Source organism: Mesorhizobium sp. ES1-1, from assembly GCF_020164785.1.
Taxonomy (GTDB): Bacteria; Pseudomonadota; Alphaproteobacteria; order Rhizobiales; family Rhizobiaceae; genus Mesorhizobium.
The window spans coordinates 123,155-137,594 of sequence record NZ_JAIUGX010000001.1 but is presented as its reverse complement, the minus strand read 5'-3'; the positions used below and the strand labels follow the sequence as shown (position 1 = coordinate 137,594).

At 62.4% G+C, this 14,440-nt stretch carries 13 protein-coding genes; 6 read left to right on the top strand and 7 right to left on the bottom strand.

The features are described 5' to 3' along the window. Together LB513_RS00650 and LB513_RS00645 are read right to left on the bottom strand one after the other, a co-directional pair. Complete coding sequence (locus LB513_RS00650) at nucleotides 1–3,177, bottom strand: efflux RND transporter permease subunit (protein WP_224661919.1); 3,177 nt, start codon at nucleotides 3,175–3,177, stop codon at nucleotides 1–3. Continuing rightward, on the bottom strand, nucleotides 3,171–3,422 hold the full coding sequence (locus LB513_RS00645; protein ID WP_224661513.1) for a hypothetical protein: 252 nt from the start codon (nucleotides 3,420–3,422) through the stop codon (nucleotides 3,171–3,173). Before LB513_RS00645 ends, LB513_RS00650 begins: the two co-directional genes overlap by 7 nt. 240 nt (nucleotides 3,423–3,662) lie before the next feature. Between LB513_RS00645 and LB513_RS00640 the strand changes: the two genes are divergently transcribed. Beyond that, the gene (locus LB513_RS00640) at nucleotides 3,663–4,253 is read left to right on the top strand and encodes a TetR/AcrR family transcriptional regulator (RefSeq protein ID WP_224661512.1); all 591 of its coding nucleotides are present in this window, start codon (nucleotides 3,663–3,665) and stop codon (nucleotides 4,251–4,253) included. A 349-nt stretch (nucleotides 4,254–4,602) separates the two neighbouring features. On the opposite strand, the gene LB513_RS00635 is transcribed toward LB513_RS00640, so the two are convergent. The 5 genes from LB513_RS00635 to LB513_RS00615 all read right to left on the bottom strand — a co-directional run bounded on the left by LB513_RS00635 (nucleotide 4,603) and on the right by LB513_RS00615 (nucleotide 10,020). Then, nucleotides 4,603–5,625 (bottom strand): LacI family DNA-binding transcriptional regulator, encoded by a 1,023-nt coding sequence (locus LB513_RS00635; RefSeq protein ID WP_224661511.1) that lies wholly within the window; start codon nucleotides 5,623–5,625, stop codon nucleotides 4,603–4,605. Between the two features lie 127 nt (nucleotides 5,626–5,752). After that, nucleotides 5,753–6,544 (bottom strand): ATP-binding cassette domain-containing protein, encoded by a 792-nt coding sequence (locus LB513_RS00630; RefSeq protein ID WP_224661510.1) that lies wholly within the window; start codon nucleotides 6,542–6,544, stop codon nucleotides 5,753–5,755. A gap of 3 nt (nucleotides 6,545–6,547) precedes the next feature. Continuing rightward, nucleotides 6,548–7,534: an ABC transporter permease gene (locus tag LB513_RS00625; protein WP_224661509.1), complete on the bottom strand. Its 987-nt coding sequence runs from the start codon at nucleotides 7,532–7,534 to the stop codon at nucleotides 6,548–6,550. A gap of 117 nt (nucleotides 7,535–7,651) precedes the next feature. Beyond that, nucleotides 7,652–8,587 (bottom strand): substrate-binding domain-containing protein, encoded by a 936-nt coding sequence (locus LB513_RS00620; protein WP_224661508.1) that lies wholly within the window; start codon nucleotides 8,585–8,587, stop codon nucleotides 7,652–7,654. A gap of 275 nt (nucleotides 8,588–8,862) precedes the next feature. Then, entirely contained in the window at nucleotides 8,863–10,020 is a 1,158-nt protein-coding gene (locus tag LB513_RS00615) for a fumarylacetoacetate hydrolase family protein (protein ID WP_224661507.1), read from the bottom strand. Between the two features lie 18 nt (nucleotides 10,021–10,038). Between LB513_RS00615 and LB513_RS00610 the strand changes: the two genes are divergently transcribed. The 5 genes from LB513_RS00610 (at nucleotide 10,039) to LB513_RS00590 (ending at nucleotide 14,401) form a co-directional block, all read left to right on the top strand. Beyond that, entirely contained in the window at nucleotides 10,039–10,182 is a 144-nt protein-coding gene (locus LB513_RS00610; RefSeq protein ID WP_224661506.1) for a hypothetical protein, read from the top strand. A gap of 46 nt (nucleotides 10,183–10,228) precedes the next feature. Then, on the top strand, nucleotides 10,229–11,512 hold the full coding sequence (locus LB513_RS00605; RefSeq protein WP_224661505.1) for an NAD(P)/FAD-dependent oxidoreductase: 1,284 nt from the start codon (nucleotides 10,229–10,231) through the stop codon (nucleotides 11,510–11,512). An 86-nt stretch (nucleotides 11,513–11,598) separates the two neighbouring features. Further along, complete coding sequence (locus LB513_RS00600; protein ID WP_224661504.1) at nucleotides 11,599–12,483, top strand: ABC transporter permease; 885 nt, start codon at nucleotides 11,599–11,601, stop codon at nucleotides 12,481–12,483. Further along, complete coding sequence (locus tag LB513_RS00595; protein ID WP_224661503.1) at nucleotides 12,480–13,295, top strand: ABC transporter permease; 816 nt, start codon at nucleotides 12,480–12,482, stop codon at nucleotides 13,293–13,295. Before LB513_RS00600 ends, LB513_RS00595 begins: the two co-directional genes overlap by 4 nt. Before the next feature lie 35 nt (nucleotides 13,296–13,330). Further along, complete coding sequence (locus LB513_RS00590; RefSeq protein WP_224661502.1) at nucleotides 13,331–14,401, top strand: ABC transporter substrate-binding protein; 1,071 nt, start codon at nucleotides 13,331–13,333, stop codon at nucleotides 14,399–14,401. The last annotated feature ends 39 nt before the right edge of the window (nucleotides 14,402–14,440 follow it).

The following is a 14,440-nucleotide window of genomic DNA, read 5'->3' as shown; positions in this document are numbered from 1 at the left end:
TTATTCGGCCGCTTCCGCCAGGGGAGGGAAGGCGGGGTCGGCTGTTGGTTCAGTATGGTGCGAAGCCGCCTCGTCCTCGACGCGGCGTTCGCGTAGCTGTTCAATGACCGCGTAGAAGACCGGCACGAAGACCAGTGACAGGATGGTCGCCGCGACCATGCCGCCGAAGACGGTCGTGCCGATCGATTGACGGCTCGCGGCGCCGGCGCCGGTGGCGAACATCAGCGGCAGCACACCCAGGATGAAGGCGAATGCCGTCATCAGGATGGGCCTCAGCCGCAGCCGCGCCGCCTCCATCGCCGCATCGACGATCCTCAGGCCTTCCTCACGCCGCCGTCTGGCGAACTCGACGATCAGGATGGCGTTCTTGGCCGCCAGGCCGATCAGCATGACGAAGCCGATCTGCGAGTAGACGTCGATCTGCATGCCCCGCACCCAAAGCGCCGCAAAGGCGCCGAACAAGGCCAGCGGCACCGCCAGCAGCACCATGAACGGCATGGCCCAGCTCTCATACTGCGCCGCCAGGATCAGGAAGACGAAGATGATAGCGAGGCCGAAGACGACGGAGGCGATCGATCCCGCCTTGAGCTCCTGGAAGGTGATGCCGGTCCATTCGAAGCCGAAATCCCTGGGCAGCGCGATAGCGGCCGCCCGTTCCATCGCGGCGACAGCCTGGCCCGAGGAGAAGCCGGGGGCCGCGCCGCCATTGATCGTGGCCGAGGCATTGTTGTTGTAATGCGGCACGGTTTCAGGGCCGACGAACGGCACCAGTTTGCCCAGCGTGCTGAGCGGCACCATGCCGCCCGAGGCGTTGCGGACATAGAGCCGCGAGATGTCGGCAGCGCCGGCACGTGAATCCTTGTCGGCCTGGATGGTCACCCGGAAGGTGCGGCCAAACAGGTTGAAGTCGTTCACATAGAGCGAGCCGAGATAGATCTGCAGCGTGTTGAACACGTCGGGCAGATTGAGGCCGAGCAGCTTGGCCTTGGCTCGGTCGAGGTCGTAGTTGAACTGCGGCGTCGAGGTCGAGAAGGGCGAGAACAGCTGCTGCGGATTGATTTCAGGCTTTTTGCGCGCCTCGGCGATCACGGCTTGCGTCGCATCGTTGAGCGCGGCGCTGCCGCGCCCGGTGAGATCCTCGACGACGAATTCGAACCCGCCCGTAGCGCCGATGCCGGGGATCGACGGCGGGTCGAAGCTCAGAGCGAAGGCTTCCGGCATCTGCAGCAGTTTGCCGCGCACATCGGCAACCAGCTTGGACGCGCTCTGGTCGGGTCCACGCTCCTCCCAGGGCTTCAGGATAGCGAACTCGACCGCCGAGTTCGACTGCGCGGCGCTGGTGAGGAAGTTGAGGCCGCTGATCGAGCCGACAATCTCGACGCCGGGCGTCGCCTGCAGGATGTCGCGCGCCTTCTGGGCTACCGCGTCGGTGCGCTCCAGCGATGCGCCGTCGGGCAATTGGATGACGACGAAGAAATAGCCCTGATCCTCGACCGGAAGGAAGGTCGATGGCAGGCGCTGCCAGACAAAATATGTCGCGACCAGCCCGGCGGCGAACAGGCCGAGCATGATCCAGCGCAGGCGGATGAGGAAGCGCACGCCATGGGCGTACGCATGGGACAGCCGGTCAAAGCCGGTGTTGAACCAGCGGAACAGCACGAACTGTGTCGGCTGGCGATGCTTCAGGAATGCGGCGCTGAGCGCCGGGCTGAGCGTCAGCGAGTTGAAGGCCGAGATGCCGACCGAAATCGCCACCGTCAGCGCGAACTGGTTGTAGAGCCGGCCCGAGACGCCCGGAATGAAGGCAACCGGAACGAAGACCGCCATCAGGACCGCTGTGGTGGCGATGATCGGCCCGGTGACTTCCGCCATCGCGGCCTTCGTCGCCGCCAGCGGCTTGAGCCCGGCCTCCAGCTGTCGTTCGACGTTCTCCACCACGACGATGGCGTCGTCGACGACCAGGCCGATCGCCAGCACCATGCCGAGCAGGGAGAGCATGTTGAGCGAGAAGCCGAGCATCTCCATGACCACGAGCGTGGCCACCAGAGACACCGGAATGGCGATCGTCGGGATGATTGTCGTGCGCCAGCTTTGCAGGAACACGAACACAACAGCGACGACGAGCACCAGCGCTTCGCCCAGCGTGATCAGCACGTCGTGCATCGAGGCCGAGACGAAGCGTGTCGTGTCGTAGTGCATGGCGTAGGACACACCCTTGGGGAAGCGACCGGACAATTCCTGCATCTTGTCCTTGACGCGCTGCTGTAGATCGAGCGCGTTTGAACCCGGCATCTGGTAGACGGCGAGCACCACGGTTGGGTCCTTGCCGAAGAAGGCCGATGACGAATATTGCAGGGCGCCGAGTTCGATGCGGGCCACGTCGCGCAGCCGCACCAGCGAGCCGGTATCGGTGTTGGCACGCACCACGATGTCGCCGAACTCTTTCGGGTCGCTCAACCGGCCGACAGCGTTGACCTGCATCTCGAAGGCCGTGCCGGCCGGCGCGGGCGACTGGCCGATCTTGCCGGCCGCCACCTGGACGTTCTGTTCCGAAATGGCATTCTGGACATCGACGGCGGTGATGCCGAGATTGGCGAGCTTGTCGGGATCGAGCCAGACTCGCATCGAGTAGCGCCGTTCGCCGAAGATCTGCACGTCGCCGACGCCGGGCAGGCGTTTCAGCGGATCGACCACCTGCAGATAAGCAAGATTGCTCAGCGCCACCGGATCGATGGAATTGTCGGGCGAGGTCAGGTTGACGATCAGGACGAAGTTCGGGTTCTGCTTCTTGATCGTCACGCCGCTCTGGTTGACGATCGCGGGCAACGACGAAGCCGCCTGCGAGACCCGGTTCTGGACGTCGACCGCCGCGGTGCTCAAGGAATAGCCGACGTCGAAAGTGATGGTGATGGTCGATGAGCCGTCATTGGAACTTGTCGACGACATGTAGGTCATGCCCTGCACGCCGTTGATCTGCTGCTCCAACGGCGTCGTCACCGTATCGGCCACGACCTGCGCGCTGGCGCCCGGATAGTGGGCGCTGACCACCACCTGGGGCGGCGTGATGTCGGGAAACTGCGAGACGGGCAGGAGGAAATAGCAAATCGTCCCGGCGAGCACCATGATGATGGCGATCGCCGAGGCGAAGATCGGACGGTGGATGAAGAAGTTTACCACGACACGCACGCCTCGCCGGCAGCTCTTGCCCGCCCGAAGGCGCTGGCGACCCTGGACAATTGGGCGCGTCCGTTGCGGGGCTCTTCCCCGGACCGCAGCAGGGGTACATCGCGCTGCTGCCCATCGGCAAGCGAGCGAAGCATTTTCTCGAGGGCGCGGGGGTCGACCCCATCTGCCTTCATCACCAGCCGGATCATCGGATCCCGGACGGCTTCATCTATGGTAAGATCGCGGCGCTGTGGCATTGGCCGGCTCCTTGTCTGTCGATTCGCAGCCCACGCTCGCGAACCGTTTTTCATTTCTTCACCGGCCGAAGCCGCATGAGTCGCAATTTCGCCGTTCCAACCCGCCAAATGCGTTCACGGCCTTGTTATTGACGAAAAGCGACATAGGTGTTACCAGTAAGTAACATCTGCATAGTTACAGACCGGTAACACCCTAGTCAAGAGGTGGCCGTGCGTTTTTGGAAACGAAAGGAGATCATGATGACAGACGGCGTCGTGGAGCGCTCACGTCCCCGGGATCGGATCCTCGAGACGGCTCGTGACATGTTCCACAAGCATGGCATCAAGGGCGTTGGCGTCGACGCCATCACCGAGGCTGCCGGCACCAACAAGATGACGCTCTATCGTCATTTCGAATCCAAGGATGAGCTGATCGTCGAATGTCTGCGTGCCAATGCCGCCAAGGCCGGCGCGATGTGGGAAGCCTTCGAGGCGGAGTTCCCGGGCGACAAGCTCGCCCAGTTGCATGCCTGGGTTCGCAAGGCCGCCTTCATGCTCAACGCTGATGGCCGCGGCTGCGACATGGCCAATGCCGCTGCCGAGTTGACCGAGCCCGAGCATCCGGCAAGGCTGGTGATCAAGGAATTGAAGGAAGCCCAGCGTGCGCGACTGGTGACGCTGTGTCGGGATGCCGGCATTGGCCAGGCGGAGCTTCTCGCCGATACGCTGTCGCTGCTGTTCGAAGGCGCCCGTGTAAGCGTGCAGACCGTGGGAAGCGAGGGCCCAAGCGCGCAGTTCGTGCGCATGGCGGAAGGCCTGATCGTATCCTTCAGGGGTGCCGCGGCCAGTTAAATCTTGGCTGCCGCAGGGCGGCCTGTTCGATTCAGTCGAGCGAGCTTGGCGCCAATCCCATCGCTCTTCACGCCCGTGGTCGCAGGGCGGGCATTGCTTCGCGTCTAAAATGAAAAAAGCCCGCTGCCGGGAGGAGGTGGCAGCGGGCTCGATTTCGAGTGTGGCGCGGGAGGAGGTGCACCCCACTCAGCGTCGGCATCGCATCTGGGAGGAGTAGATGGCCGACAACCAATACCTACGATGTGCCCAACGATTCGGCAATTGCGGATCCTGCATAGCAGCTGTGCAGATTTGCCGTGTCGCCGTGCGGAGCGCCTGGTTGCTTTACTACCGGACATCTCCTCCGTTCCTATTGGACCGGAATATTCTCGCGGAAGATCAACCGAGGCTCGATAAATTTTCGGGTCAGATAGGGCGCGGACGATGCGATCGATCCCAGCAGCTGGATGACGGATTGCTCTGCGATCAGCCTGGCATTCTGGTCGATGACGACATCGGCGAGATCATCGACGAGATAGCCCCGGGTCTCCCGGGTAAGGTCATGGCAGATGAATACAGGCTTGCGGTTGGGCCTCGTTTCCCTGATCGCCTTCGCGACACCGGAACGGCCTGCGCCGACGCAGTAGATGCCGAGCAGTTCCGGTTCGTTCCGCAGCGCCTTCATCGTTTCGGTATAGCTGGCTTCAGGCTCATCGTTGATCTCGACGGCGCTGCTGACGGTCAGGTTCGGGAACTCCTCGCCGAGCACCGAGCGAAAGCCCATTTCACGTTCTTCATGGCCGCGATATGACCGCGACCCGACCACCATTGCGAGATGGCCCTTGAGGCCACCGAGGTAGCGTCCCATCAGGAGTGCGGCTGTCCGTCCCGCCACCCTGTTGTCGATGCCCACATAGGCCGAGCGCGGCGCGGCCGGAATATCGGACACCAGCGTCACCAGGCGAATGCCGGCGTCGACGATGTCGCGCAGGATGTTTCGCGTGCGCGGATGGTCGATGGCGATGACACCCACCCCGTTCGCCTTCAGCGAGAGATTCTCGACAGCTGCCTGCAATGCATTGGGCGAGATTCCCGCGAGCTTGTGGATCCGGCATGAAGCGACAAGCGGCAGGCGCGCGGCGTAGTCCTCGATATATCCTGCGAGGTCGCGCATGAATGCGTTGCTGCCGATCGGCAGCAGGAACTCGAGATGGGCCGGTCGCGATGGAAGCGTCACCTGATCGGCGACAGGCAGGTAACCGAGTTGCTTGGCTGCTTCCATGACGCGCTGCCGGTTGGCCGCACTGGCGCCAGGCCGGTTGTTGAGCACCCTGTCGACCGTGGCGGTCGACAGCCCGCAATTACGCGCGATATCCGAAACGGTGGCTTTCATCCGGTGACCCTATGCACCGAAGCAGTGGCGCGCCAGACAAGCGATGCGATTTGAGGTGACGGCTGATTGGACCCCATCACCGGCACGCGGTTCGACTGCTTCGGCAAAATGGCGCGCCCAACCGTCCTCAGTGCGCTGGCTTACCGTCGGCGACGGCGTCGCGGATTTCCTTGTCCGACATGCCGGTGATGATCCGCTCGACTTCCGCCACGCTGGCCTTTTTGGGGTCGATATCGTCGGCCACGACCTTTCCCCTGCGCATGACGACGATCCGGTCGACGACCTGGAAGACGTGATGGATGTTGTGCGCGATGAAGACGCAGGAATGGCCCGAGTCACGCGCCCCCCGCACGAAGCTCAGCACGCCCTGCGTCTCGGCGACGCCGAGATTGTTGGTCGGCTCGTCGAGAATGATGAGGTCGCTGTCGAAATGCATGGCGCGCGCGATCGCCACCGCTTGGCGTTCGCCGCCCGAGAGCGAGCCGATCGGTGTCGTCGGCGGAATGTTCTTGGAGATGCCGACTTGTTTCAGCAGGTCGCGGGCGACCATGTTCATGGCATCCTGATCCATGCGGTTCAGGAAGCGCGGCGGCTTGATCGGCTCGCGTCCGAGGAACAAATTGCGGGCGATCGACAATTGCGTCACCAGCGCGGAGTCCTGGTAGATGGTCTCGATGCCGTGCGCGATGGCGTCGCTGGTGCTGCGCAGGGTAACCTTTTTGCCCCGGATGAAGATGTCGCCGCTTGTCAGCGGCACCGCGCCCGAAAGCACCTTGATCAGGGTAGACTTGCCGGCGCCATTGTCGCCGAGCAGGCCAACGATTTCCCTTTCATTGACGTGGAAGCTTGCATCCTCCAAGGCCAGCACGCGGCCATAGGATTTGCGGATGTTCTGCATGCGGATCAATGGCTCGGCCATGGTTCAAGTCCCTGCCTGATGCCGGCGTTCCAGCCATGAATGGAGCGCCATCATGCCAAGGATGATCGCGCCGATGAAAATGTTGTAGGCAAGGCCCGGCACGCCGATCAGCACGATGCCATTGCGCATGACGCGCAGGATCAGGATGCCGAGCACGGTGCCGATGATGGTGCCGCGGCCGCCGGTCAGTGCGGTGCCGCCGATCACCACCATGGCGATGACCTCCAGTTCGTAGCCGGTGCCGCTGTTGGGATTGGCCGCTGACGTACGCAGTGAGGAGATGACGCCGGCAAGCGATGCCATTACCGACGACAGGATGAACAGGCCGATCTTGACGCCGCTGACATTGACGCCGCGGGCGCGCGCGGCGTTCGGATTGCCGCCGGCCGCTTGTATCCAGTTGCCGATACGGCTTTGCGTCAGCACATAGCCCAGCGCGATGGCCGCGGCGATGAACCAGAACAACGACATGTAGATGCGGAAAGGTCCGATGAAGAAATCGCCGACCAGCATGTTGGCGAGCCAACTGCCCTCCGCACTCCAGGTGCGCTGCGGAAATCCATCGGTTACGAAAAGCGCCGTGCCGCGCACCACCAGCAGCATGCCCAGCGTCACCAGGAACGATGGGATCTTGAGCTGCGTCACGAACCAGCCATTGACCAGGCCGATGAAAGCGGCGACCAGCACCGCGACGACGAAGCCGACTTCGAGCGAGGTGAGGCCGCTGTTGAACAGCGTCCACATCAGCACCGGGGAGAATCCGAACAGCGAACCGACGGATAGATCGAACTCGCCGGATGTCATCAGCAGCGTCATCGCCAGCGCGATGAGGCCGAGCTCGACCGTGAAGGCCAGCGTGTTTGAGATGTTCTGTGGCGACAGGAAGTCGTGGTTGAAGCCCCAGAAAACGGCGATCTCGACGATGAGAAGCACAAGGGGCCCGAATTCAGGCCGCGCGATCAGGCGCTGGATGGGCGAATGATGTTCCACTGATGACCCGCGACATGATTGGGAGGGGCTGAGCCTTGCTCGATAGCGGTGAGGCCCGGCGATGCGGAGAGTGCAGTCGCGACCGAGGATCGGCCGCGACTGTTCAGGTCCTGGATATTATTTGCCCGACAGGATCTTGTCGTAGACCTCGGCGGTGTCCTTTTCATAGAGCGCGCCGGTGATGACGTTGAAGCCCGGAGGAATGCCGCCGGCCGCCATATTGGCCAGCGAGAGCGCCACATAGCTGGTCGCCTGCGGGTCCTGCCACTGGCCGGCATTGACATAGCCGTTCAGCACTTCCTGGGTGGTGTCGAGCGAGTTGCCCCAGCCGACCACGGGGATTTCGCCAGGCTTGATGCCGACCTGGTCGAAGACGCGCTTGACCGAACCGGTGACGAGATCGCCCAGCCCAATGATCGCCTTGACCTTGGCCTTGTTGGCCGTGAGGTAGTCGACCATGCGGTTGATGACCTCGGCCTGATCGAGCGTCGCTTCGGTGATCTCATAGGTGATGCCGAGAGGTTCGAAGACGCTCTTGATGCCTTCCTCTTCCTGGACGCCATAGGTGGCGCCGGGGATTTCGACCGGCATCCAGACGAAGTCGCCCTTCTTCACCAGGCCCTTGTCGACGAGGTACTGCGCCCAGTGCTTGCCGAAGGTGACGTTGTCGCCGCCGACATAGGCGTTGAAATTGGCCTTGGGGTCGGGCGTGTTGAAATTGATGATCGGGATGTTGGCCGCACGCGCTTCCTTGACGATCTCGACAAGGCTGCCCGGATCGGGGCTTGTGGTGGTGATGCCGTCCGCCTTGGCGGCGATGGCGGCGCGAACCGCTTCCTGCTGCGAGGCCACGTCGCCATTGTGGAACGAGGTGTTGACCGTGTTGCCGGTATCCTTGGCCCACTGCTTGGCGCCGGCGAGGAAGTAGGTCCACACCGGATCGGCCGGACCGCCATGCGAGATCCAGTAGAATGTCTTGGCCTGTGCCGCCGCCGGTATAACCATCAGCGCCACCAACAGGCCGTATAGAACGAGTCTTAGCCGTGTCAGCATTTGTCTTTCCTCCCGTTTAAAGATGATCAGTTCGGATCCGTCCCTCGTTTCCGGCGACCGCCGGACGCGTCCTGCCAGCGCCGATCGGATGCATCACAGCATCCTGTTTTTCGACCGATGGCAAGCCTCCATCTGCAAGTCGTAGTTGGCGCCTGACGAGGCGCCATCGGCGCTCCCATCAGATTGCATCAGTTCGACGGTATTTTCCGACAGCCTCGCGGCGAGCGCGGACTGATCGGCCATCGGCAAGCGCAGGGACGGACGCGTCGTCTCGTTCAGACAAGGTCGGCCGCGGCCAGTTCCCGCATCAGATGGCTGGCGCCGTAGGTCCAGTGCGGGCAATCCGGCGACAACCGCACCCGGTTGACCAGCGCGCCGAATTTTTCCGACGAGATGGTGACGATGTCACCGACCTTGTGGGTGAAGCCCTTGCCTTTCTCGCCGCGATCCTTGGACGGCACGAACATGGTGCCGAGATAGAGCGCAAGCCCGTCCGGATATTGATGATGCGGGCCCATGGCGGCCGCCACGAGCTCTTCCGGCGAGCGGCTGATCTCGGCCATCGAACTCGCGCCCTCGAGCGAGAACCCATCCTCTCCCTCGACCTTCAGGCGCATGACGGCCTGCTTGACGTCGTCAATGGAGAAGGATTCGTCGAACAGGCGGATGAAGGGACCGAGTGCCGCCGACGCATTGTTGTCCTTGGCTTTGCCGAGCAGCAGTGCCGAACGCCCCTCGACATCGCGCAGATTGACATCATTGCCGATGGTGGCGCCGACGATTCTGCCGCTGCTGGCGGCGATCATGGCGATTTCCGGCTCCGGATTGTTCCAGGTCGATACCGGGTGCAGCCCGACATCGGCGCCGAAACCGACCGACGCCATCGGCTGGCACTTGGTGAAGATCTCGGCATCGGGGCCGATGCCGACCTCCAGATATTGTGACCAGGCCCCGCGAGCAATGAGCTTGGCCTTGATCTCCATGGCTTCGGGTGAGCCCGGCTTGAGCTTCGAGAGGTCATGGCCGATCAGCCCGGCGATGTCGGCGCGGATGGCATCCGCCTTTTCCGCCGAGCCGCGCGCCTGTTCCTCGATGACCCGTTCGAGCAGGCTGACGACGAAGGTGACGCCTGAAGCTTTCACCGCCTGCAGGTCGACGGGAGAGAGCAGATAGGGCTTTGCCGGATCGCGGTCGGCCTCGAAACTGTTGGCGGCGATATCGTCGCGCGAGCCGATCGCTCTGCCCGAGGCAGAACGGACATGTCCTGCCGGGTCGTCCAGCTCGCAAAGGTCGCGCACGGTCGGCGTCGCGCGCGACGTGATGTCGAAGACCGTGCCATCGCGCACAGTGACCACCAGAGGATGCGGGGTATTGCCGCTCCTGGCCCGGCCGACAAAGAGTCCATCGGCGGGCAGATTCGTCTGGTTGGTCATGGCGTTGGGTCCTCCGAGATGATCGACAATGCGGCTTGGCCTGATCGGCGCGGCACTTTCACCGGATTCCTGTCAAAGGTCTATCCCGTCGCTGGCGATCGAAATCCGGTTTCCATGGTGGCGTTCATGGAAGATGATCCCGACCCTCTTTCAAAAATATGAAATCCTGAATAGGATTTTCATTTGATGCATCGTTTAGGTGGTTGCCTTGCCTTTACCGTTTTCAGTTCCGATCTGGAGCAAGCCCGCTACGGCCCGCAAGGTCCAGCCTCTCTTTGGCAATGACCAGCCTGCCGATATCGCAATCGTCGGCGGCGGTATCATGGGTCTGTCGACCGCGCTCCACGCGGCCCGGCTCGGCATGTCCGTACAGGTGCTGGATGCCGGTGAAATCGGTCACGGTGCGTCCGGGCTCAATGGCGGACAGGTCATTCCCGGCTTGAAATATGATCCTGAGTGGCTGCTGGAGCATTTTGGCCAGGAACGCGGCGAGACGCTTGTCAATTTCGCCGCCTCGACGGCGGACGCGGTCTTCGAATTGATCCGCGATGAAGGACTGTCGGTGCCGTTTGCGCGCAATGGCTGGATTCAGGCGGCTCATACCGAGATCGCGCTGAAGGCCGCGGCAAACCGCGACCGGCAGTGGCGGGCGCGGGGAGCCGATGTCAAGCTTCTGAGCGCTGATGAGATCGGCTCGATGACCGGCGCGCGGGGCTATGTCGGCGGCTGGCTCGATCGTCGCGCCGGGGTGATCGATCCGCTTGCCTATACTTCGGAACTTGCCCGTGTCGCGACAGCGGCCGGAGTCCGGATAGCAGAAAGTCACAAGGTTTCGCGCCTCGACAAAGACGCCGGAAAATGGCTTGTTTCGACCGACAATGGCGCAAAAGTGCAGGCGAGGGCGGTCATTCTGGCAACCAACGCCTATACGGACGGTCTGGTCCCTGGGCTGGCACAGTCGATCGTGCCGCTGCATTCCTTCCAGATCGCCACCGCGCCATTGCCGCCTGACCTGGCAGCCACGATCCTGCCTGGAGGGCAGGCCGTATCGGACTCCAGACGCATCCTCGTCTACTATCGCAAATCCCCCGACGGCCGGCTGGTGCTTGGCGGACGTGGCCGCATGGCCTTGCCGACGAGCGCGGCCGACTGGGCCCATCTGGAGCGGGCGCTGCAGAGGATCTATCCAGCACTGGCCGGTGTCGCTATCGAAAAGCGCTGGTTCGGCCGGGTGGCGATGACGCCGGATCATTTGCCTCATCTCCATGAACCCGAGCCGGGACTCCTGGCGGTGGTAGGCTGCCAGGGACGCGGCGTCGGCTTGATGACCGCGCTCGGGGGACGCATCGCGACCTACCTCTCCACTGGAGATGCCGGGCAATTGCCTTTCCCGCTGTCGCCGATCCGGCCGATCCCGTTCCACGCCTTCAGGCAGGTTGGTGTTGCCGCGACCATCGCCTGGTATCGCTTGCTCGACGCGCTGGAGCGTTGAACGCGGACAGCCGGAGTGAATTCCGCTTGACAGTTTCATGAATATGAAAAAATCTTAGCCAATTTCAAATTTCGGCAGGCACATCGATGTCGACCATTGTTGCAGCGCAGGTGCCGGAGGTCCGATCATCATCGGGCTTCCGCATTGGAATGTTGCTGCCGGGCGCGCTGGTCACGTTCCTGCTGATCCTGTTTGCGCTGGCCCTTGTTATATTCCTCGCCTTTCGAGCCAATGACGGGTCGCTGCTCGGCGCCGGTTTCACCGTGGCGAATTTCATCACCGTGGTTTCCGATCCGCTGTACTGGACGGTGACGCTGCGCTCGCTGGTCATTGCCGGGCTGGTCACGTTCGCGACTGTCGTCACGGCTTATCCGGTCGCCTATTATCTCGCCTTCCATGCCGGCCGGCGGCGTAGCCTGCTACTGTTCCTGGTGACGCTGCCGTTCTGGACCAGCTATCTCCTGCGAGTCTTCGCCTGGAAGATCGTGCTTGCCTATAATGGCGTGCTGAATTCAGCATTGATCGAAAGCGGCGTCTGGTCGGAACCGACGCTCGCCTTCCTCAACACGCCGGCGGCCGTCGTCGTCACGCTCGCCCACGCCTATGCGCCCTTCGCCATCCTGCCTATTTACGTTGCGCTGGACACGATCCCGAAATCGCTGATCGAGGCAGCATCCGACCTCGGCGCCAGGCCGTTCACCTCTTTCCGCCGTGTCGTGCTTCCCAATTCCATGCCGGGCGTGCTGGCCGCCGCCCTCGTCGTCTTCGTGCCGACGGTCGGCGACTACGTCACGCCAGCGCTTGTCGGTGGGCCGGCGAGCACAATGATCGGCACATTGATCCAGGCGCAATTCGGCAAGGCCAATGACTGGCCGTTTGGTGCGGCACTCTCCGTCGCCGTTATGCTGGTCATCCTTTGCGTCGTGCTGGTGGCGCGTGCCACCGACCGCAGATTTGGCAGCCGCGCATGAGCACCGCGCGCATGGACGAGGGCGGACGCTGGCTGGGCATCTATGTGATCGCCTACCTGATTTTTCTCTATCTGCCGGTGCTGCTGATCCCGCTGTTTTCTATCAACGATTCGATCCAGGCGGCGTTTCCGCTGCAAGGCTTCACCCTGCAATGGTACGCCACGCTGCTCGGCAATTCGGCGCTGTCTAGTGCGCTCTTGAACAGCCTCGTCATCGGGGCAATCGCCGCCACTGGCGCTACGCTCTGCGGCATCACCGTCTCTTATATGGACCTCTATGGCCGCTCGCCGCTTTCGGCCACGATCAGCGCCATCGCGCGGCTGCCGATCCTGATTCCGGGCGTGATCGTCGGCATATCGCTGTTGATCCTCGTCAATCTCATTGGTCTCGGGCCGTCGCGTATCGCCATCGTCCTTGGCCATATTCTGGTGGCACTGCCGACGACGGTGGTGATTATGCGCAGCCGTTTTGCCGCCATCCCCAAGACCATTCCTGAGGCCGCGCTTGACCTCGGTGCTTCCGACTGGACGACATTCCGAAGGGTCATGCTGCCGCTCAGCCTGCCGGCGATCATTTCGGCCTTCATGCTGGCGTTCCTGATCTCCTTCGACGAATTCATCGTCGTCTTCTTCCTGGCCGGCACCGAGCCGACGCTGCCGCTCTACATCTGGAGCCAGTTGCGGTTCCCCAAATCGCTGCCGACCGTCATGGCGTTGGGCACGTCGATCCTGGCCGTATCCTTCGTCATTGCCGGCACCGCCGAGCTGGTGCGCCATCGCGGGCTCGGGGCAACGCGCCCATCGGCCAAATGATTCTGATGACACACAACCAAAAGAGGAGAACCGAAATGGCATTCGAGCTAAAATCAACCACCGCAAAGAAAGCTCGCACCGGCCTTGCCGCGCTTGCAATAATCCTGTCATCCACCGTCGCTTTCGCCGCCGACAAGCTGCAGTATTTCACCTGGTCGGGCTATGAACTGCCGGATTTCAACAAGAGCTTCCTGGCGGCGCACCCCGATGGCGTCGAGGCTTCGATCTTTGGCGACGACGATGACGCCTTCACCAAGGTCAAGGCCGGCTTCCGGCCTGACATCGCCCATCCCTGCTACGACAAGGTCGCGCGCTGGAACAAGGAAGGCTTGCTGCAGCCGATCGACACCAAGCGCATCAAGAACTGGGATTCGATCTTCCCTGTGTTCAAGAACCTCCCAGATCTGCAGGCCGGCGATGGCAAGGTGTGGATGGTGCCGTGGGACTGGGGCAACACATCGATCCTCTACCGCACCGACCTGGTTAAGAACCCGGAAGCGAGCTGGAACCTGCTCTGGGACAAGCAATATGCCGGCCGCATGGCGACCATCGACGCCGTGCACGATACGCCGATCGTCGCGGCCCTGCTGGCCGGCGTCAATCCGTTCGACATGACGCCCGAGCAAATGGAAAAGGTGGCCGCGAAGCTGCGCGAGCAGCGCCCTCTGCTCTCCAACTACACCACCGACATGACTTCGGTGGAACAGGCGCTCTCCAGCGGCCAGCTGGTTGCAGCCATGACCTGGAACGCGTCGGCAACGTCGTTGAAGAAGCAGGGCGTGCCGGTCGAGTTCATGAAACCGAAGGAAGGCATGCTGACCTGGGCCTGCGGCTTCGTGATGCTCAAGGACGCCAAGAATGTCGATCTCGCCTATGACTTCATCAACAGCCGGCTCGATGCGGAGTCGGGCAAGTACCTCATCGAATCCTACGGCTATGGCAGTTCGCTAAGCACCGCCTTCGCTGCTGTTCCGAAGGACGAACTGGAAAAGCTGCAGCTGCCTTCCGACCCCGAAGTGATGCTGAAGACCACGATCTTCACCGGACCTATGAAACAGAACGACGATCTGGCGAAGATGTTCGAAAAGGTGAAGGCGGGCGGGTGAGCCCTTTTCCCCTTCTCCCACAAGGGGAGAAGGGGAGTT